The 16,703-nt window shown below is 65.5% G+C and carries 18 protein-coding genes; 13 read left to right on the top strand and 5 right to left on the bottom strand.

Going from position 1 to position 16,703, the window contains the following annotated elements:
• The first annotated feature begins 15 nt into the window (after positions 1-15).
• Positions 16-612, top strand: coding sequence for a GNAT family N-acetyltransferase (locus tag ACVWY5_RS40315; protein ID WP_028336336.1), 597 nt, complete (start codon positions 16-18; stop codon positions 610-612).
• Between the two features lie 178 nt (positions 613-790).
• Here ACVWY5_RS40315 and ACVWY5_RS40310 read toward each other — a convergent pair whose 3' ends face one another.
• Positions 791-1,705 carry a DMT family transporter gene (locus tag ACVWY5_RS40310; protein WP_028336335.1) on the bottom strand — a complete coding sequence of 305 codons (915 nt, stop codon included), beginning with the start codon at positions 1,703-1,705 and terminating at the stop codon, positions 791-793.
• Positions 1,706-1,901: 196 nt separating this feature from the next.
• Here ACVWY5_RS40310 and ACVWY5_RS40305 point away from each other — a divergent pair, with 196 nt between their 5' ends.
• From ACVWY5_RS40305 to ACVWY5_RS40250, 12 genes are all read left to right on the top strand, one after another.
• Positions 1,902-2,381 (top strand): MaoC family dehydratase, encoded by a 480-nt coding sequence (locus tag ACVWY5_RS40305; RefSeq protein ID WP_028336334.1) that lies wholly within the window; start codon positions 1,902-1,904, stop codon positions 2,379-2,381.
• 182 nt (positions 2,382-2,563) lie between these two features.
• Complete coding sequence (gene obgE / locus ACVWY5_RS40300; protein ID WP_028336333.1) at positions 2,564-3,613, top strand: GTPase ObgE; 1,050 nt, start codon at positions 2,564-2,566, stop codon at positions 3,611-3,613.
• A 70-nt stretch (positions 3,614-3,683) separates the two neighbouring features.
• Positions 3,684-4,826 carry a glutamate 5-kinase gene (gene proB, locus ACVWY5_RS40295; protein ID WP_028336332.1) on the top strand — a complete coding sequence of 381 codons (1,143 nt, stop codon included), beginning with the start codon at positions 3,684-3,686 and terminating at the stop codon, positions 4,824-4,826.
• A gap of 121 nt (positions 4,827-4,947) precedes the next feature.
• The gene (locus ACVWY5_RS40290; protein WP_028336331.1) at positions 4,948-6,240 is read left to right on the top strand and encodes a glutamate-5-semialdehyde dehydrogenase; all 1,293 of its coding nucleotides are present in this window, start codon (positions 4,948-4,950) and stop codon (positions 6,238-6,240) included.
• Positions 6,241-6,285: 45 nt separating this feature from the next.
• Positions 6,286-6,909 carry a nicotinate-nucleotide adenylyltransferase gene (locus ACVWY5_RS40285; RefSeq protein WP_028336330.1) on the top strand — a complete coding sequence of 208 codons (624 nt, stop codon included), beginning with the start codon at positions 6,286-6,288 and terminating at the stop codon, positions 6,907-6,909.
• 186 nt (positions 6,910-7,095) lie between these two features.
• The gene (gene rsfS, locus ACVWY5_RS40280; protein WP_016847840.1) at positions 7,096-7,464 is read left to right on the top strand and encodes a ribosome silencing factor; all 369 of its coding nucleotides are present in this window, start codon (positions 7,096-7,098) and stop codon (positions 7,462-7,464) included.
• A gap of 50 nt (positions 7,465-7,514) precedes the next feature.
• Positions 7,515-7,997 (top strand): 23S rRNA (pseudouridine(1915)-N(3))-methyltransferase RlmH, encoded by a 483-nt coding sequence (gene rlmH, locus ACVWY5_RS40275; protein ID WP_028336329.1) that lies wholly within the window; start codon positions 7,515-7,517, stop codon positions 7,995-7,997.
• A 40-nt stretch (positions 7,998-8,037) separates the two neighbouring features.
• A complete protein-coding gene (locus ACVWY5_RS40270; RefSeq protein ID WP_028336328.1) occupies positions 8,038-9,444 on the top strand; it encodes a murein hydrolase activator EnvC family protein in 1,407 nt (468 codons plus the stop codon).
• Positions 9,441-10,808, top strand: a complete 1,368-nt coding sequence (locus ACVWY5_RS40265) for a S41 family peptidase (RefSeq protein WP_028336327.1) — start codon at positions 9,441-9,443, stop codon at positions 10,806-10,808. The genes ACVWY5_RS40270 and ACVWY5_RS40265 overlap by 4 nt, the downstream gene beginning before the upstream one ends.
• A gap of 150 nt (positions 10,809-10,958) precedes the next feature.
• A complete protein-coding gene (locus ACVWY5_RS40260) occupies positions 10,959-12,173 on the top strand; it encodes a divergent polysaccharide deacetylase family protein (protein WP_028336326.1) in 1,215 nt (404 codons plus the stop codon).
• Positions 12,174-12,255: 82 nt separating this feature from the next.
• The gene (locus tag ACVWY5_RS40255; RefSeq protein ID WP_028336325.1) at positions 12,256-12,759 is read left to right on the top strand and encodes an RNA pyrophosphohydrolase; all 504 of its coding nucleotides are present in this window, start codon (positions 12,256-12,258) and stop codon (positions 12,757-12,759) included.
• 33 nt (positions 12,760-12,792) lie between these two features.
• Positions 12,793-13,293: an RNA pyrophosphohydrolase gene (locus ACVWY5_RS40250; protein WP_028336324.1), complete on the top strand. Its 501-nt coding sequence runs from the start codon at positions 12,793-12,795 to the stop codon at positions 13,291-13,293.
• Here the strand turns inward: ACVWY5_RS40250 and ACVWY5_RS40245 are convergent.
• From ACVWY5_RS40245 to atpD, 4 genes are all read right to left on the bottom strand, one after another.
• Positions 13,251-14,246 carry an AraC family transcriptional regulator gene (locus tag ACVWY5_RS40245; protein WP_028336323.1) on the bottom strand — a complete coding sequence of 332 codons (996 nt, stop codon included), beginning with the start codon at positions 14,244-14,246 and terminating at the stop codon, positions 13,251-13,253. The genes ACVWY5_RS40250 and ACVWY5_RS40245 overlap by 43 nt on opposite strands.
• Before the next feature lie 104 nt (positions 14,247-14,350).
• Positions 14,351-14,506 carry a hypothetical protein gene (locus ACVWY5_RS40240; RefSeq protein WP_283090722.1) on the bottom strand — a complete coding sequence of 52 codons (156 nt, stop codon included), beginning with the start codon at positions 14,504-14,506 and terminating at the stop codon, positions 14,351-14,353.
• Between the two features lie 205 nt (positions 14,507-14,711).
• Positions 14,712-15,119 carry a F0F1 ATP synthase subunit epsilon gene (locus ACVWY5_RS40235; protein WP_028336321.1) on the bottom strand — a complete coding sequence of 136 codons (408 nt, stop codon included), beginning with the start codon at positions 15,117-15,119 and terminating at the stop codon, positions 14,712-14,714.
• Between the two features lie 116 nt (positions 15,120-15,235).
• Positions 15,236-16,678, bottom strand: coding sequence for a F0F1 ATP synthase subunit beta (atpD, locus tag ACVWY5_RS40230; protein WP_028336320.1), 1,443 nt, complete (start codon positions 16,676-16,678; stop codon positions 15,236-15,238).
• Positions 16,679-16,703 lie beyond the last annotated feature (25 nt).

The following is a 16,703-nucleotide window of genomic DNA, read 5'->3' as shown; positions in this document are numbered from 1 at the left end:
TCACAGGAGCTCGACATGTTGCAGGACATCCCGACGCCGACCTTGCGCGAGGCAAGAGCTTGCGTCCTCGAGACCGAACGGCTGACATTGCGCAAGCCGACGCTCGCGGACGTAAAAGCAATCGCACGCCTCGCCAATGACCGCCGCATCGCGGAGAACACCCGCCGCCTGCCGCATCCCTATACCCAGGATGATGCCATCGACTTCGTGCGTGCGCTCGGCGCCGGCGGACGCGAAACCGTTTTCCTGATCGAGAACAATCACACGCCGATCGGCATGGTCGGCATCGACTGGCGCGAGGAGACGTCGGCCGAACTCGGCTACTGGCTCGGCGTCGACTATTGGGGCCAGGGTTTCGGCACCGAGGCCGCACGCGCGGTGATCGATTACTTCTTCGAGGAGTTCGATCTCGACCAGCTGATCTCGGGCGCCCGCGTCGTCAATCCGTCGTCGCGCAATATCCTCGAGAAGTGCGGCTTCCAGTGGGGCGGCGTCGAGCTGCACCGCTTCGAGGCGCTGGGCTCGTCGAGCCCGGTCGACTGCTTCCGCCTGTCGCGCGGCGTCTGGACATCGCTGAAGCGCTGGAACAACTCGACCCGGCGGGAGAGCTGAGTCTTCTGATCTTCACCCTCCCCTGGAGGGGAGGGTCGACGCGAATGCAATGAGCGGCGGGGTGGGGTGACGGTCTCTCCACTCGGGGGCTGCCCGTGTTGAGAGATCACCCCACCCCGTCTCACATTTCGCTACGCTCAATGTGATCCAACCCTCCCCCTCCAGGGGAGGGTGAGAATCAGGCCGGCGGATTCACCGCGGAGTCCGTGCGTCCAAGCTGCTGTTCGCGCACGAAGATGTAGAGGCCGGCCGCGATGATAACAGCGGCACCGACGATGGTGGCCCAGGACGGCACGTCGCCGAACACTACGAAGCCGAAGATCACCGCCCAGACGATCATCGAATACTGGTAGGGCACCACCACGCTCGCCGGCGCGAGTTTCAGCGAACGATTGACGCAAAGCAGCGCCGCGACCGAGATGATGCCGGCGGTGAAGAACAGCGCGAGGCTGCCGGCTGACGGCGTCACCCAGCCGAACGGCGAGAGCACGAGGCCCAGGATGAAGGTGCCGCCGAATTGCGACGTCGCCAGCACGATATCGGGGGTCGCGCGCAGCGAGCGCGTGATCAGCATCAGCACCGCAAACGACAGGCTGCCGCCAAGCGCGATCATCGCCGGCCAGCTGATCGTCTGGGCCGACGGCCGGAGCGCGATCAACACCCCGCAGAAACCGACCAGGATCGCGGTCCAGCGCCGCCAGCCGATATGCTCGCCGAGCACGAGGCCCGACATCGCGGTGACGAAGATCGGTCCGGCCAGATAGTAGGTGATGACGTCGGCGAGCGGCAGATAGACGGTCGCCAGGAAGAACGCCGCAACCTCCACCGTCGACAGCGTGACCCGCAGCAATTGCAGCCACGGCCGTTCCAGATGCAGAAAATCCGCGCGCCGCTGCCATACGATCGGCAACAGCACGAGCAGCGCCGCGCAGGCGCGCAGCCACAGCAATTGCCCGACCGAATAGGTGGCGACGATGAATTTGCCCATCGCGTCGCCGAACGAGAACATGAAGATCGACAGCAGCATCAACCCGATGCCGGCGAGCCGCGCCGATCGATCGTCGTAGGAGGACAGCTTTGCGAACAGGCTCATGAATCGACTTGCGCTTTCTTTTGTCGGGCCTGGCCAGGGACGGCGTCGCTTCCGCTCGCCTATGCCCGAGTCGTCCGGTTTTAAAGGCGTGGATGCCCGGGACAAGCCCGGGCATGACGAATTGAACGGATTGCCGCACCTGCGCCGCTGCGATACCGGTAGCTCATCCGGCAACAAAAAGAGCAGGAAACGCCGCATGAGCGAATTCGACCCCACCCAGCATCGCATGGTCCCCGCGCAGCGCTGGTTCGAGGATTTCGTGCTCGGCGAGCGCTTCGTGATTCCGAGCCGGACCCAGACCTCGGCGGTGTTCGCGGCGTTCCAGACCGCCAGCGGCGACACCCATCCGATCCATTACGACGTCGAATATTGCCGCGCGCGCGGCATGCCTGATCTGCTCGCCCACGGCTTCCAGACCCTGGTGCACACCGCGCCCGGCGCCGGATTGTTTCCCTATGTCGTGGAGGAATCGCTGATCGGCTTCCTCGAGCAATCGAGCAAGTTCCTGAAGCCGGTCTATGCCGGCGATACCATCTACCCCTCGCTGGAGGTGATCGAGCTGTCACCGGGTAAGACCACCGGCGTCGTGACGCTGCGCTCGACCGTGCACAACCAGCGCCGCGAGCTGGTGCTGGAGGGGATGCAGAAATTCCTGGTCCGGCGCAGACCCGGCTAGGAGCGTGATCCAGAAAAGTGTGAAGCGGTTTTCCCCCGCGACGAACGCATAGCGTTTGCGCGGAGATCATGCTCAAACAAGGAGCTTGGGCCGTAAAAAGGCCCGAAAATTAAGGCTTTTCGCTGAAGTCAGGGCCTTTCCGGGTTGCCGCCGCGGCCACCCTGCCCTAACTAGTGAAAATCATGAAATTCCTCGATGAAGCCAAGGTCTATATTCGCTCGGGCGACGGCGGTAACGGCTGCGTCGCGTTCCGGCGCGAGAAGTTCATCGAGTTCGGCGGTCCGTCCGGCGGCAATGGCGGCCGCGGCGGCGACGTCATCATCGAGTCCGTCGACGGACTGAACACGCTGATCGACTATCGCTACCAGCAGCACTTCAAGGCGCAGAAGGGCGGCAATGGCATGGGCAAGGACCGCCATGGCGCCAACGGCAAGTCGATCGTGCTGAAAGTGCCGGTCGGCACCCAGGTGTTCGACGAGGACCGCGAGACGCTGCTGCACGACTTCACCGAGCTCGGCGAGACCTTCGTGCTGGCCAAGGGCGGCAATGGCGGCTTCGGCAACGCGCATTTCAAATCCTCCACCAACCGCGCGCCGCGCAACGCCAATCCCGGCGCGCCGGGCGAAGAGCGCTGGATCTGGCTGCGGCTCAAGCTGATCGCCGATGCCGGGCTGGTCGGCCTGCCCAATGCCGGCAAATCGACCTTCCTGTCGGTGGTCAGCGCGGCGCGGCCGAAGATCGCCGACTATCCCTTCACCACGCTGCATCCGCAGCTTGGCGTGGTGAATTTCGGCGGCCGCGAATTCGTGCTCGCCGACATCCCCGGGCTGATCGAAGGCGCGCATGAAGGCGCCGGGCTCGGCGACCGCTTCCTCGGCCATGTCGAGCGCTGCCGCGTGCTGCTGCATCTGGTCGATGCGACATGCGAGCATGCCGGCAAGGCCTACAAGACGGTGCGCACTGAGCTCGAAGCCTATGAGGGCCAGCTCGCCGACAAGATCGAGATCGTCGCGCTCAACAAGATCGACGCGGTCGCGCCCGACGAACTGAAGAAGCAGAAGGACCGCCTCAAGCGGGCGGCGAAGAAGACCCCGCTGTTGCTGTCAGGCGCGACCGGCGAAGGCGTGCAGGATGCGCTGCGCGCGCTGGTCGACGTGATCGGCGAGGCGCCGGTGTCCAACAAGGCCAAGGGTCAGGCGGAGCCGTGGGCGACGCCGGTGCCGCAGGGTTGAACGGCACACATCGATTTTCCGAGCCACCTCGTGGCGCCTCTTGCTTCCACCTCCCTGCCAGACCGAACCCATGAAACGCCCCGCGCTCAAGAACTTTCGCCGCATCGTCGTCAAGGTCGGCTCGTCGCTGCTGGTCGATTCGCAGGCCGGCGAGGTGCGCGCGTCCTGGCTCGCCGCGCTGGTCGACGACATCGCAAAGCTCCACAAGCGAGGCTGCGAGGTCATGGTGGTGTCGTCGGGCTCGATCGCGCTCGGCCGCAGCCGCCTGAAGCTGCCGCGCGGCCCGCTGAAGCTGGAAGAGAGCCAGGCCGCCGCAGCGGTCGGCCAGATCGCGTTGGCGCGGATCTGGTCGGAGGTACTCGGAGATCACGGCATCGGCGCCGGGCAGATCCTGGTGACGCTGCAGGACACCGAGGAGCGCCGCCGCTATCTCAACGCGCGCTCGACGATCGCCAAGCTGCTGGAATGGGGCGCGGTGCCCGTCATCAACGAGAACGACACGGTCGCCACGACAGAGATCCGCTATGGCGACAATGATCGCCTCGCCGCCCGCGTCGCCACCATGGCGAGTGCGGATCTGCTGATCCTGCTGTCGGATATCGACGGCCTCTACACCGCGCCGCCCGCGGTCGATCCCGACGCCAGGCTGATCCCGGTGGTCGAAAGCATCACCTCGGAGATCGAGGGGATGGCCGGCTCGGCCGGGTCCGAGCTGTCGCGCGGCGGCATGACCACCAAGATCGAGGCCGCGAAGATCGCGACCACGGCCGGCACCCATATGCTGATCGCCTCCGGCAAGATCGAGCATCCGCTTGCTGCGATCGCCGATGGCGGCCGCTGCACCTGGTTCCTGACCCCCGCCAATCCCGTCACCGCGCGCAAGCGCTGGATCGCGGGCTCGCTCGAGCCGAAGGGCACGCTGACCATCGATGCCGGCGCGGTCGCGGCGCTGCGCGCCGGCAAGAGCCTGCTGCCGGCCGGCGTGATCCGGGTCGACGGCCAGTTCGCCCGCGGCGATGCCGTGGTGGTGCGCGGCCCCGACACCCATGAGATCGGCCGCGGCCTGGTCGCCTACGACGCCGAGAACGCCGAGAAGATCATGGGCCGCTCCTCGCCCGATGTGATGGCCATTCTGGGCATCAGCGGCCGATCCGAGATGATCCATCGCGACGACCTCGTGATCGGCCCGGCCGGGGCGATCCCGCCCAAATAGGCCCAAATAACTTGCTGGGCCGAGCGGGCGGCCTGCCGCCCATCTGCCATGCCGGTTCCGTGCCTCGCCACCCTTCAATTGCCATGCTAGAACATGGCCTTAGTCCAAAGCTGGTAGTTTCATGAGCGCCCCCCTGAAGGCGATCGACGGCAACGCCGATCTCACCGCCCTGATGACCGACCTCGCCGCCAAGGCGCGCGCCGCCGCGCGTGTGCTGGCGCTGGCGCCGCCGGAGCAGAAGGACCGGGCGCTCGCGGCGATCGAACGCGCGATCCGCGCCAATGCGCCGGCCATCCTCGCCGCCAATGCCGAGGATGTCGCCGAGGCGCGCGCGAGCGGCATGACCTCTGCCTTCGTCGACCGCCTGACCCTGACGCAGGCGCGCGTCGCCAGCATGGCCGATGGCGTTGCGACCGTACGCGAGATCATTGATCCGGTCGGCGCCGTCACCGAAAGCTGGCAGCGGCCGAACGGCATGACCATCGAGCGCGTCCGCGTGCCGCTCGGCGTCATCGGCGTGATCTTCGAGAGCCGGCCCAACGTCGCCGCCGACGCCGGCGTGCTGTGCCTGAAGTCCGGCAACGCCGTGATCCTGCGCGGCGGCTCGGACAGTTTCCGCTCCTGCCGCGCGATCCATGATTGCCTGGTGCAGGGCCTGCGTGAAGCCGGCCTGCCTGAGGCCGCGATCACCCTGGTACCGACCCGTGACCGTGCGGCCGTCGGCCTGATGCTGACGGGATTGAACGGCGGCATCGATGTGATCGTGCCGCGCGGCGGCAAGAGTCTGGTCGCACGCGTCGAGGCGGAAGCACGCGTTCCGGTGTTCGCGCATCTCGAGGGCGTCAACCACATCTACGTCGATGCCAGCGCAAGGCTCGATATGGCCAAGGCGGTCGTGCTGAACGCCAAGATGCGCCGTCCCGGTGTCTGCGGCGCCGTCGAGACCCTGCTGGTCGATCGCAAGGCTGCCGGGACGCAGCTGAAACCGCTGGTCGAGCTGCTGATCGATGCAGGCTGCGAGGTGCGCGGCGACGACGTCGTGCAGGGCGTCGATGCCAGGGTGAAGCCCGCATCCGACGAGGACTGGGACACGGAATATGAGGACGCCATCATCTCGGCGAAGATCGTCGACGGTCTCGATGAAGCGATTGCGCATATTCAAAATCACGGCTCGCATCACACCGATGCGATCGTGACGGAGGATGCCGCGGCCGCGCAAAGATTTCTCAACGAGGTCGATTCGGCGATCGTGCTGCACAACGCCTCGACCCAGTTCGCCGACGGCGGCGAGTTCGGCTTCGGCGCGGAGATCGGAATTGCGACCGGCAAATTCCACGCCCGCGGGCCTGTCGGCGCCGAGCAGCTGACGAGCTTCAAGTACCGCATCCACGGCACCGGGCAGACGCGGCCGTGATCATTGTCGCACGCGCACGGTAAGCCATTGCAGCAAGCATCGACCGTGTCGTTATCCGCAGCCCAGGCGCTTCCGTTCTATACCAACGGCATGCGCATCGGGCTGCTTGGCGGCTCGTTCAATCCGCCGCACGCCGCGCATCGCGCCATCAGCCTGTTCGCGCTCAAGCGATTGCAGCTCGACCGCGTGTGGTGGCTGCTGACGCCGGGCAATCCGCTGAAGAACCATGACGGCCTGCACGCGCTTGCCGAGCGCGCCGAGGCCGCGCGCCGCGTTGCCGACGATCCGCGCATCGACATCAGCTGTCTCGAAGCTGTCATCGGCACCCGCTACACTGTGGACACGATCATCCACTTGCGCCGCCGTGTCTCCGGCGTGCACTTCGTCTGGATCATGGGCGCTGACAATCTCGCGCAATTTCATCGCTGGAAAGATTGGCGGCGCATCGCGTCCGATGTGCCGATTGCCGTGATCGACCGTCCGCCCCAGAGCTTCCGCGCCCTTGCCGCACCGGCGGCGCAGGCGCTCACGCGCTATCGCATGCCCGAAAATCAGGCGACACGGTTGGCCCACCAGCAGGCGCCGGCGTGGGTGTTCCTGACAGGAATGAAATCCAATCTGTCTTCGACCGGCCTTCGGAACCCGGACGGGAGCTGGAGAACGGCATGAAGCGCAAAAGGGTTACTGGAATATTGAAACCATTAACCCCACATGCGTAGTATGGCGCGTGGGGCCGAGGATTCGGCACCCGCGATACAGTGAAAGGAATGGTCCCTGGCCACATCTGTATTGTCAAAGTCTGTTTTACCCAAGGTTCCAAAGACTGCGCGTAAAACATCGACGAAAACCGCGGCCTTGCAGGCGCAACCGGACGCCGACAAACCGGATGCCAACAAGACGCTGAGCCTGATCCTCTCCCGCCTCGAGGACATGAAGGCGGAAGAGACGGTCACCATCGACCTTCGGGGCAAATCCGCATATTCCGACTACATGATCGTCACCACCGGCCGGGTTAACCGGCACGTTGGCGCGATCGCGGAAAATGTGACGAAAAGCCTCAAGGAGAACGGGGTCAAGAACATCCATGTCGAGGGCTTGCCCAACTGCGACTGGGTGCTGATCGATTCCGGCGAGGTGATCGTGCACGTGTTCAGGCCCGAGGTGCGCGAGTTCTACAACCTCGAACGGTTGTGGACTCAGAACCCGGCGGTCGCGGCGGTCTAAGGGGTATCGAAGCCGATGCGAATCGGCTGCAGCGCAGCTAGTCTGCGTTGATGCGTCTCGTCGTGATCTGCATCGGTCGTCTGAAACAGGGCCCTGAACGGGAGCTCGCCGAGCGTTACCGCGAGCGCTTCGAGGATATCGGTCGCAAGCTCGGGTTTCGCGGCCTCGAGATCCACGAGATCGCGGAAAGCCGCGCGCGCGACGCGGGAGCGCGGATCGCCGAGGAGGCTGCGGCGATCTCCGCATTGCTGCCTGAGAAGCACGCGCTGGTCGCGCTCGACGAACGCGGCAAGAGCATCGACAGCGCGAGCTTTGCCCAGCAGCTCGGCCGCTGGCGCGACGAGGGAACAGCACATACTGTCTTCGTGATCGGCGGTGCGGACGGACTTTCGCCTGAATTGCAGCGCAAGGCTTTGTTGCGAATTGCATTCGGCTCCGCGACCTGGCCGCATCAAATGGTCCGCGTCATGCTTCTGGAACAGATTTATCGCGCCGCAACCATTTTGGCCGGCCACCCCTATCATCGCGCGTAAGGCGTGGTGACGGACAGTCGAAACCACTGAACTCACGCGAATGCAGCACAAGCGGGACACAGCTTCGTATTCGGCTTCGCATGCCGGCACCGCGCGCCGCCGCCGGCTGCCGGCATCGCTGCCGCTGTCGATCGCGATATTCGCCGCATATCCGCTGGCCGCGGCGCACGCGCAGGCGACACCACCCGCACAACAGCCCGCGCCGCCCGCACAGCAGGCCGCAACCGCGGAGACATCTCCCGATGCAATCAAGCAACGCGAGCAGGAACTCGAGGCCGCGCGCGAGCAGCAGCGCAAGGCGACCGAGCTGCAGGAGAAGCTGAAGGCCGACATCGCCGCGATCGGCCAGGACCGCAGCAAGCTCAATCAGCAGCTGATCGACATTGCCGGCCAGGTGCGCGGCGTCGAGACGCGGATCGCCGACGCCGAGGCACGCCTGCAGCCGCTCGACGGCCGTGAGCGCGAGATCCGCGCCTCGCTCGATTCACGCCGCTCCGAGGTGATCGAGGTGCTGGCCGCGCTGCAGCGCGCTGGACGACGCACGCCGCCGGCGCTGCTGGTGCGGCCCGAGGACGCGCTGCAATCGCTGCGCACCGCGATGCTGCTCGGCGCCGTGGTGCCGGAGTTGCGCGTCCGCGCCGAGAAGCTTGCGACCGATCTCGGCGAGCTGGTGGCGCTGCGCAAGACCATCTCGACCGAGCGCGACGCGCTGGCGGCCGACCGCGACAAGCTGAGGGAAGACCAGACCCGGCTGGCGGCGCTGGTCGACGAACGCCAGCGGCAACAGAGCGCGGCCGAAAAGGACATGGAGGCCGAAGGCGCCCGCGCCATCGCGCTGTCCAAGCAGGCCGACAATCTGCAGACCCTGATCGCCAAGATGGAGCAGGACCTCAAGAGCGCGGCCAAGGCCGCCGCCACGGCCAGCCTCCAGGGGGCGCCGGCGACGATTAACGGCAAGCCGAATCTGGGGGCGCTCAAGGACCCGGCCCGCATGAGCCCGGCGGTCGCTTTCGCCTCGGCCAAAGGCCTGTTCTCCTATCCCGTAAATGGCACCAAGATTCGCGAATTTGGCGGTTCCGACGGCGCCGGGGGCGTACAAAAAGGCATTTCTTTGGCGGCCAAGCCGGGCGCGCAGGTCACAACCCCGTGTGACGGCTGGGTTGTTTACGCTGGTCCTTTCCGTAGCTATGGACAACTCTTGATCCTCAATGCCGGGGGCGGGTATCATGTCCTGATCGCCGGGATGGAGCGTATTTCGGTAAACATCGGCCAGTTTGTACTTACGGGGGAGCCGGTTGCGACCATGGGGTCGACGTCCCAAGTTGCATCCATTCTCGCGACAAATGCGAGCCAGCCAGTGCTCTATGTCGAGTTCCGGAAAGACGGCACTCCAATCGATCCAGGTCCATGGTGGGCCGCAAATGAAGGCGAAAAGGTTCGCGGATGATGCGCAAGACTTCGGTAATTCTCCTTAGCGCCGCCACCGGCGCGGCCCTGACGCTTTTCGTCACGCAGCCCCGCGCTGTGCTGATGGGATCGAGCGCGCGCGCCGCGACGTCGGACACCTATCGCCAGCTCAATCTGTTCGGCGACGTGTTCGAGCGGGTGCGCAGCGACTATGTCGAGAAGCCCGACGACAGCAAGCTGGTCGAATCCGCAATCTCCGGCATGCTGACCGGCCTCGACCCGCACTCGAGCTACATGGACGCCAAGAGCTTCCGCGACATGCAGGTGCAGACCCGCGGCGAGTTCGGCGGCCTCGGCATCGAGGTCACGATGGAAGACGGCCTGATCAAGGTCGTCTCGCCGATCGACGACACCCCGGCCTCGAAGGCCGGCATCATGGCCAACGACATCATCACGACCCTCGACGACGAGGCCGTGCAGGGCCTGACCTTGAACCAGGCCGTCGAGAAGATGCGCGGTCCGGTCAACACCAAGATCAAGCTCAAGATCATCCGCAAGGGCCAGGACAATCCGATCGACGTCACGCTGGTGCGCGACAACATCCGCGTCCGCTCGGTGCGCGCGCGCGTCGAGGCCGACGACATCGCCTATATCCGCATCACCACCTTCAACGAGCAGACCACCGAAGGCCTGAAGAAGGAGATCGCCAATCTGCAGGGCCAGATCGGCGACAAGCTGAAGGGCTACATCATCGATCTCCGCAACAATCCGGGCGGCCTGCTCGAAGAGGCGGTCACGGTGTCCGACTCCTTCCTGGAGCGTGGCGAGATCGTCTCGACCCGCGGTCGCAATGCCGAGGAAACCCAGCGCCGCGCCGCCCATCCGGGCGACCTGACCAAGGGCAAGCCGGTGATCGTGCTGATCAACGGCGGCTCGGCATCGGCCTCCGAAATCGTCGCCGGCGCGTTGCAGGACCACAAGCGGGCGACGCTGGTCGGCACCCGTTCGTTCGGCAAGGGCTCGGTGCAGACCATCATCCCGCTCGGCTCGGGCAATGGCGCGCTGCGCCTGACCACCGCGCGCTACTACACGCCGTCGGGCAAGTCGATCCAGGCCAAGGGCATCGTGCCCGACATTGAGGTGCTGCAGGACGTGCCGGAAGAGCTGAAGGCGCGCACCGACACCAAGGGCGAAGCCTCGCTGCGCGGCCATCTGAAGAACGACGGCGACGAGAAGACCGGCTCGCAGTCCTACGTCCCGCCGGACGACAAGGACGACAAGGCGCTGAAGATGGCCGACGACCTGCTGCATGGCATCAAGTCGACCTCGAGCGCGCCGGCGGCGCCGGAGGCTGCGCGCGACAAGGCCGCGGTCGACAAGCCGGGCAACAAGGCCGCGAACTGATTTAATCCGATCGATTCGGCGAACAGGGCGGCCCGCGGGCCGCCCTTTCTGCTTTCGGTGTCCACCCGTAACCGTGCTTTGCCGGGGAGGCCGGCGCGCGGGAATGCACCGCATCGTGCTATCGTTCGCGCTGTTGATTCGGGGAGGGTCATGGCAGAAGCGGCCGACGAACTGAGCACGCCGCTTGGGCAGAATGCCGTGGGCAGGACGCGCCGGTTTCACCTGCCATTCACGGCGATGCAGGCGTTCGCCGTGCTGCTCGGGCTCGTGCTGGTCGGCTTTGTCGGCATCGCGCTGTTCAACGACAACCCGCTCGGGGGCGAGCCGATCGCCCGTGTCACGCTCCGCAATCCCCCGCCCGCCGCCGCTGACGACAAGCACGCTCCAGCCGGCCAGGTGACGGCCGAACCGGCTGCCAAATCCGCCGCCAAGGCGCCGGCCACAGCCAGTGACGCGAGGACTGTCACCATCATCGACGGCTCCAGCGGCAAGCGTCAGGACGTGGTGATCGGCGCCGGCGACCCGGCCGACAAGGCCGATGGCGATACGCCGCCCCTCGCGATGACCGGCATCGATCCGCGCCTGCTGGAAAAGTCACGCTACGGCATGATCCCGGTGGTCGCCGACGGCCTGAAGCCGTTCACGGTCTACGCGGCCGAGGCCGACCGCGCCAAGGCCGCCCGGATGCCCGTGGTCGCCATCGTGGTCGCCGGCCTCGGCGTCGGCGCCGCCAAGACCACCGACGCCATCATGAAGCTGCCGCCGGCGGTGACGCTGGCCTTCACGCCCTATGGCTCCGATCCGGGCAAGCTTGCGGAACGCGCCCGGTCCCAGCGCCACGAGATCCTGCTGCAGATCCCGATGGAGCCGTTCGACTATCCCGACAACGATCCCGGGCCGCAAACCCTGCTGACCACGCTGAGCAGCGAGCAGAACCTCGACCGCTTCTATTGGCACCTGAGCCGCCTGCAGGGCTATGCCGGGATCGCCAATTTCATGGGAGGCCGGTTCGTTGCGGCCGATCCCGTGATGCAGCCCATCGTCCGCGAAGCGGCCAAGCGCGGCCTGAGCTATTTCGACGACGGTTCCACCCCGCGTAGCGTCGCGCAGACCCTCTCCGCGGGCCAGTCATTGCCGTTCGCCAAAGCCGATTTCGCCATCGACGCGGTGCCGACGTCGGCGGAAATCGACCGCGCGCTGGTCAAGCTGGAAACGATCGCCAAGGAACGCGGCACGGCGGTGGGCGTCGCCTCGGCGTTGCCGGTCTCGATCGAGCGGCTCGGCGCCTGGCTCAAGACACTGGACTCCAAGGGCATTATGCTTGTGCCATTGACAACGGCGATGCTGAAATCAAAATCGGGCTAAAGATCAATCCGTTGGTGCTGCTCGAGACCTTGCCGGGGGGCCGGGTCGGGCGGCTCCAGAAAATGTGCGAGGTAGCGGCAGCATGGCACGTTATGAAGACCTGCCCTATCGAACCTGCGTCGGCATCATGCTGCTGAATACAGCGGGGCTAGTCTTCATCGGACGCCGCGCGGGCGGCATCGAGCATGTCGACGACGCGCATGTCTGGCAGATGCCGCAAGGCGGCGTCGATCCCGGCGAGGATACGTTTCAAGCCGCGCGGCGCGAGCTCTATGAGGAGACCAGCATCAAGTCCGTGGAGAAGCTCGGCGAGGTCTCGGACTGGCTGATCTATGACATCCCGCGCACCGTCGCGGGCCGCGCCTGGAAGGGCCGCTATCGCGGACAGCGGCAAAAGTGGTTCGCGTTGCGCTTCACCGGCGATGAGAACGAGATCAACGTCGCCAATCCGGGCGGCGGCCACAAGGCCGAGTTCATCACCTGGCGCTGGGAGCCGATGAAGAATCTGCCGGGGCTGATTGTGCCGTTCAAGCGTCCGGTCTATGAGCGCGTCGTGAAGGAATTTGCCGGTCTCGCAGCCAAGTAGCCGGCCAGGTCAACGCGCGACGTACCCACCGAGATGTCATCAGATAAGCCCTATCGCCCCAATGTGGGCATCGCGCTGTTCAACGCCGCCGGACGCGTGCTGATCGGCCACCGGATCAAGGACGACGGTCCGGAGATCGTGCTGCCCGGCCTCGAATGGCAGATGCCGCAGGGCGGCATCGACGCCGGCGAGGATCCGCGCCAGGCCGTGATGCGCGAATTGTGGGAGGAGACCGGGGCGGTCAACGCCGACTATCTCGGCGAGACCGACTGGATGACCTACGAATTCCCCGCCTATGACGGGCCGGCATCGCACCGGCTGGCCAGCTTCCGCGGCCAGCGCCAGAAATGGTTTGCGCTGCGCTTCACCGGACGCGACGAGGAGATCGATCCGTTGACGCCGCGCAACGGCCAGCCCGCCGAATTCGATCAATGGCGCTGGGAGCGCCTCGACCGCGTTGCCGATCTCGTGGTGCCGTTCCGCCGCGATGTCTATCGCGCGGTCGCGACCCGGTTCGCGGAATTCGCCGGCTGATCCTGCGGCGGAATGCGCCGCGCGTCGCCCGGCGTCATGCCGTAGGTCGAGCGGAAGACGCGATAGAAGGTCGCGATGCTGTCGAAGCCGCACGAGAACGCGATCTCGTCGATGCTGCGCTCCCGCATGGCGTAGAGCGCGCGCCTCGCCGCCTTCAACCTTGCCGCCGTCAGCGTCCGCGCAAATGACAGGCCGGTCGGCTCGAACAACGCATGCAATTGCCGCAGTGAGATGCCGAGCTCGGCGGCAACCGCGGCCGGCGTGAGCGAGGCGCGATGCAGGTCCCGGAACAGAATTTCGCGGGCGGCATGAAGGTAACCGGCATGCAGCGCGGCACGGATTTCGTCCTGACGTGGCCGCACGCGTCCGCGCGCGAGCAGCGCCAGGCGCACCATGTGAGCAACGTCGCCAGCGAACTGCCCGGCTAGCGCGAGATCTCGCGTCATCGAGCGGAACATGGCGCCGACAAGCCGGGTCAGGCTCGCATCGCGCGCCAGCGCGACCGGCGGCGCGTCCTCGATCCGCGCGCCGAGCACGAGCTCGTCGGTGACCGGGATCTTGAGGCTGAAGAAGTCAAAGCCGTCGGTCCGTTCGGGTGTCGAGGCAAACGGAAGATTGGAATGGCCGAACACCAGGTCGCCGTTACGCACAAACTGGACGCGATCGCGACCGATATTCATGTGGCCGGGGCCGCGCACCTGCCAGGCGAGATGCAGGCTGTTGCTCGGAACGCGCGCGATGTCGGATGCGGTCCGGCTGACGCGGTAGGAGGAGGCCGACATTTGCGCCAGCACGGCACTGCCCACCGGCGTCGCGGAGAAGCGCCCGCGGAAATCGGCCCTCTTGTCGCGCTCGAGCTCGATCGTGACCCCGAACAGGCTCTTGCCGCGCACCTCGCACCAGTGCTCGAAACGGTCCTGCGGGCGGAGAGCATCGGTGGTAAAAGTCAGCACGGCAGCTTGTCCGTTATGTCAGGAATGAAATCGCGATGCGGTCGGGCCAAATCGTCGTCGCGCTGCAGCTTGTCATTTGTGCACGATCCCTGCTGTAAGCTGCTTCACATATTTGCAGGTCGTTCGTTCGGGCCGACCGCGAAGATGCGGACTTGTCGAGAAGAGGCGAGCCGCCGCAGCATCTCTTCCTCATCGTCGGCAATCAACCGGCTCTGACTTGCAATATCGGCCGCGAGGATCGCTGCGACCTTGCGCTTCATGAGTACCAGCCCCCGAACGCGGATATGCCGGGGAGAATGCCGCCAGACGATCCCGCGCGCAACAAGCATTGAACGCTCGCCAGGGCGTGGCGAGCGTTGAAATATTCAAGCCTGGGTAGGCGATGACTGGAAGAGTGTGAGCTATTCCACTAAGGGGGTCGGCTCACTCGACGCAAAGGCGCGATCGCCGGTCAGCAACCGCGCCTTAGTGCATAGCCGTCGTGTTGAGCTCTTGCTGGATGCTCTTGAAGTGGTCGAGCCGCTCGATCGCGTGGTCGAGCTCGGAGCCCTCCTTCTCGGCGAGCTTCTCCTGCATCTCGTTGATCGTCTCGGCGAACTTCGCGCGATCGATGTCAGCAAGCGCGGTCGCGACGTCGGCGAGCACGGTGAGACCCTTGTCCGAGACCTCGGCGAGGCCGCCGAGCACGATCACCTTCTCGCGCTTGCCGGCGGTCGTGATCGTCAGGATGCCCGGACGAACCGTGGCGATGACCGGAGCGTGTCCGGCGAGCACACCGAAATCACCCTCCACACCGGGGACGTCAACCTGATCGACCTCGCCGGAGAAGGCGAGCTTTTCGGGAGAGACGAGATCGAAGTGGAAGGTGGCCATGGTCTTTCCGTTCTTTGCGCTGTCACCCGCGGGCTCGACCCGCGGGTCCATCAGTCAAAATACTTCTCGTGCGATGGATCGCCGGATCAAGTCCGGCGATGACGACATCATGAAGCTTAGGCCGCCTCGGCGGCGAGCTTCTTGCCCTTCTCGACGGCTTCTTCGATGGTGCCGACCATGTAGAACGCCGCTTCCGGCAGATGGTCGTACTTGCCCTGGCAGAGATCGCGGAAGCCTTTGATGGTGTCGGCGAGGTCGACGAACTTGCCTGGCGAGCCGGTGAAGACTTCAGCGACGTGGAACGGCTGCGACAGGAAGCGCTCGACCTTGCGGGCGCGGGCGACCGTCAGCTTGTCCTCTTCCGACAATTCGTCCATGCCGAGAATGGCGATGATGTCCTGCAGCGACTTGTAGCGCTGCAGGATTTGCTGGACCATACGCGCGGTGTTGTAGTGCTCCTCACCGACCACGAGCGCCGACAGCATGCGCGAGGTCGAGTCGAGCGGATCCACCGCCGGGTAGATGCCCTTTTCCGAGATCGCGCGCGACAGCACCGTGGTGGCGTCCAGATGCGCGAACGAGGTGGCGGGCGCCGGGTCGGTCAAGTCGTCGGCCGGCACGTAGATCGCCTGCACCGAGGTGATCGAGCCCTTCTGGGTGGTGGTGATGCGCTCCTGCAGCGCGCCCATGTCGGTCGCGAGCGTCGGCTGATAACCCACCGCCGAAGGAATACGGCCGAGCAGCGCCGACACTTCCGAACCCGCCTGGGTGAAGCGGAAGATGTTGTCGACGAAGAACAGCACGTCCTGGCCCTGGTCGCGGAAGTGCTCGGCGACCGTCAGACCGGTCAGACCGACGCGGGCGCGGGCGCCCGGCGGCTCGTTCATCTGGCCGAACACCAGCGCGCACTTCGACTTCACGCTCGGATCCGGATTGTGCGGATCGGCGTTGACCTTCGATTCGATGAACTCGTGATAGAGGTCGTTACCTTCACGGGTGCGCTCGCCGACGCCGGCGAACACGGAGTAACCACCGTGCGCCTTCGCGACGTTGTTGATCAGTTCCTGAATCAGCACGGTCTTGCCGACGCCGGCGCCGCCGAACAGGCCGATCTTGCCGCCCTTCGCGTACGGAGCAAGAAGGTCGACGACCTTGATGCCGGTGACGAGGATTTCGGCTTCCGTGGACTGATCGGTGTAGGTCGGCGCTTCCTGATGGATGGCGCGCACGCCTTCGGCCTTGATCGGGCCGGCTTCGTCGATCGGCTCGCCGATCACGTTGATGATGCGGCCGAGCGTGCCTTCACCGACCGGCACCCGGATCGGCTCGCCGGTGTCGGTCACTTCCTGACCGCGCACCAGACCCTCGGTGATATCCATCGCGATGGTACGCACCGTCGACTCGCCGAGATGCTGCGCGACTTCGAGCACCAGGCGGTTGCCGCCGTTCTTGGTCTCGAGCGCATTCAGAATCGCCGGGAGGTGGCCTTCGAACTGCACGTCGACCACGGCGCCGGTGACCTGGGTAACGCGACCGATCTGGTTGGCTGCTGTAGCCATGGACTGTTCTCCTTCGAAATCTGCC

It is taken from the genome of Bradyrhizobium sp. USDA 3256 (assembly GCF_054058275.1).
This window is presented reverse-complemented; position numbering and strand designations above follow the sequence as displayed.

Bases quoted from the DNA above. Each gene is read 5' to 3' on its own strand.
- ACVWY5_RS40315 (WP_028336336.1), top strand. From the start codon at position 16: ATGTTGCAGGACATCCCGACGCCGACCTTGCGCGAGGCAAGAGCTTGC.
- ACVWY5_RS40310 (WP_028336335.1), bottom strand. From the start codon at position 1,705: ATGAGCCTGTTCGCAAAGCTGTCCTCCTACGACGATCGATCGGCGCGG.
- ACVWY5_RS40305 (WP_028336334.1), top strand. From the start codon at position 1,902: ATGAGCGAATTCGACCCCACCCAGCATCGCATGGTCCCCGCGCAGCGC.
- obgE (WP_028336333.1), top strand. From the start codon at position 2,564: ATGAAATTCCTCGATGAAGCCAAGGTCTATATTCGCTCGGGCGACGGC.
- proB (WP_028336332.1), top strand. From the start codon at position 3,684: ATGAAACGCCCCGCGCTCAAGAACTTTCGCCGCATCGTCGTCAAGGTC.
- ACVWY5_RS40290 (WP_028336331.1), top strand. From the start codon at position 4,948: ATGAGCGCCCCCCTGAAGGCGATCGACGGCAACGCCGATCTCACCGCC.
- rlmH (WP_028336329.1), top strand. From the start codon at position 7,515: ATGCGTCTCGTCGTGATCTGCATCGGTCGTCTGAAACAGGGCCCTGAA.
- ACVWY5_RS40270 (WP_028336328.1), top strand. From the start codon at position 8,038: ATGCAGCACAAGCGGGACACAGCTTCGTATTCGGCTTCGCATGCCGGC.
- ACVWY5_RS40265 (WP_028336327.1), top strand. From the start codon at position 9,441: ATGATGCGCAAGACTTCGGTAATTCTCCTTAGCGCCGCCACCGGCGCG.
- ACVWY5_RS40260 (WP_028336326.1), top strand. From the start codon at position 10,959: ATGGCAGAAGCGGCCGACGAACTGAGCACGCCGCTTGGGCAGAATGCC.
- ACVWY5_RS40255 (WP_028336325.1), top strand. From the start codon at position 12,256: ATGGCACGTTATGAAGACCTGCCCTATCGAACCTGCGTCGGCATCATG.
- ACVWY5_RS40250 (WP_028336324.1), top strand. From the start codon at position 12,793: ATGTCATCAGATAAGCCCTATCGCCCCAATGTGGGCATCGCGCTGTTC.
- ACVWY5_RS40240 (WP_283090722.1), bottom strand. From the start codon at position 14,506: ATGAAGCGCAAGGTCGCAGCGATCCTCGCGGCCGATATTGCAAGTCAG.
- ACVWY5_RS40235 (WP_028336321.1), bottom strand. From the start codon at position 15,119: ATGGCCACCTTCCACTTCGATCTCGTCTCTCCCGAAAAGCTCGCCTTC.
- atpD (WP_028336320.1), bottom strand. From the start codon at position 16,678: ATGGCTACAGCAGCCAACCAGATCGGTCGCGTTACCCAGGTCACCGGC.